The organism is Cellulomonas sp. P5_C6 (assembly GCF_054049635.1).
This window is the reverse complement of sequence record NZ_JBFULZ010000327.1, coordinates 1-2,106: the sequence shown is the minus strand read 5'-3', so window position 1 is coordinate 2,106 and position 2,106 is coordinate 1. Positions and strand designations below refer to the sequence as shown.

Annotated in this window: 2 protein-coding genes; both read right to left on the bottom strand. The window is 78.0% G+C overall.

Annotation, left to right across the window (positions count from 1 at the left end; translation table 11 throughout):
• Window positions 1–806, bottom strand: an 806-nt coding sequence (gene holA, locus ACXJKG_RS20780) for a DNA polymerase III subunit delta (RefSeq protein ID WP_456847619.1), incomplete at its 3' end; no start/stop codon positions are given.
• Window positions 807–825: 19 nt separating this feature from the next.
• The coding region (locus ACXJKG_RS20775) for a ComEC/Rec2 family competence protein (protein WP_456847618.1) at window positions 826–2,106 on the bottom strand (1,281 nt) is incomplete at its 5' end.

Genomic DNA, 2,106 nt, shown 5'->3' with positions numbered 1-2,106 from the left:
GCCCCGCGTCCGCGCACCGCCGCGACCTTGGCCAGCACCCGCAGCTTGGCCGCCAGGGCGGCGACCACCGGCACGGGGTCGACGCCGGTGGCGAGCGCGTGCCGCAGGAGCGCCACCGCCTGGCCCGACTGACCGGCGACCGCCGCGTCGGCGACGCGGAACCCGGTCGCCTCGATCCGGCCGCCGTAGTACCGCTCGACCACCTCGGGGCCGATCAGGCCGGTGGTGTCCGCGACGAGCTGCCCGCACGACGCGGCGAGCTCACGCAGGTCGCTGCCCACAGCGTCGACCAGCGCGCGCACGGCCTGGGCATCGGCGCGGCGTCCCGCCCGGCGCAGCTCGGCCGTGACGAAGGCGCTCTTGTCGCCGTCCGACTTGATCGCGTCGCACGCCACCGTGGGCACGCCCGTCGAGCGCAGCGTGTCCAGGAGCTTCTTGCCGCGCTGACCGCCGCCGTGCCGGAGCACCAGCACCACGTCGCCCGGCGGCGAGGCGATGTACTCGGTCACGTCGTTCAGCAGGTCGTCGCTCGCGCGCTCGAGGCCGTCGACGACGACGACCTTGTCCTCGGCGAACAGGCTGGGGCTGGTGACCACGCCCAGCGTGCCCACCGTGTACTCGGCGGCGTCGAGCCGGGTCACCTCGACGCCCGCGTCCGCGGCGCGTGCCAGCGACACGACCCGGTCGACCGCACGATCGGCGAGCAGCCCTTCGGTGCCGCTGACCAGCAGCACGGGGGCGAGCTCGACCGCCTCCCACGAGACGCCCGCGGTGCGGGTGGCTGGACGGCGGGCTGCGGGAGGCACGGGCACAGCCTGCCAGACGTCACCGACGCTCTCGCGCGGTCCCTCGGACCACGGCCAACCGGATCACGCACGCACCGGCCACCGTGAGCACCGCGACGCCCGCCCAGCCGGGCAGCCACGCGACCTGCGCGCCGGGTGCGGCGGCCGCCGTGCGCGCGACGGCCCCGATCCACCAGCATGCGGCACCCGAGCCGAGGGCGAGCAGGTGCGCCGCCGCCGGCCACCACGGGGCGACGCCGCCGGCGGCGATGCCGAGCACCGTGGCGGGCGCGAGCGCCGGGGCGACCAGCAGGTTCGCCGGCACGGCATAGAGGGCGACGGTGGGCGTCGCGACCAGGATCGCGGGCGCGCAGACCAGCTGCGCCGCCACGGGCAGGGCCAGCGCGGTCGCGACCGGACGTCCGCATCCCGCGGACCAGCGCTCGGCGAGCGGTCCGCCCACCAGGACGAGTCCGCCCGTGGCGAGCACCGAGAGCACGAACCCGAGCTCCCCGGCCAGCCACGGGTCGGCGATCAGGAGCAGCACGACGGTCCCCGCAAGCGCCGCGGGCGCCCGGTGCGGGCGACCGAGCAGCACCCCGAGCACGGCCACGAGGCCCATCGCCGCTGCGCGCAGGACGCTCGGCGACGGGTGGACGAGCAGCACCATCGCCGCCATCGCCAGCACGGTCAGCGCGACCCGGGCGGCGCGGGGCAGGCGGACCGCGGACGCCAGCGCGAGGACGAGGGCGGCGACGAGCGAGAAGTGGGCGCCGGACACCGCGGTCACGTGCGTCAGACCGGCGGTGCGCATCGCCGCGGTCAGGTCGTCGGGGACCGCGCGGGTGTCGCCCACGCTCACCCCGGCGAGCAGCGCGCCCGCATCACCGGGGAGCTCCGCCGCCAGGCCGCGCACCCCGTCGCGGAAGGCGGAGGCCGAGGCGTCCCAGGACGGCGGCGGCCCGAGCACGTCCGGCGCGGCCCCGGTCAGCAGCACCGCGACGACCCGGCTCCCGGTCTGCCCGGCGCGGACTCCCCCGACCGCACCGACCCGGGCTCCGAAGGGCACCGCCATCCAGCTCGACGGACCGAGCACGAGGACCCGACCCGTCGCGCCGGAGGTCCGCCCGCCGGCCGCCGCGCGGTCCGCCGCCAGCACGATCCGCACCCGCTCCGGCGCGCCCGGCCAGGCCGGTGGGACCAGGGTCGGCTCCACGACGACCACGCCCTCGACCCGGCCGACCACCTCGTCGCGCGCGAGCTCGGGGAGCAGACCGCGACCGCGCGCGGCCGTCTGGCTCGACCCCGCCCCGAGCACGAC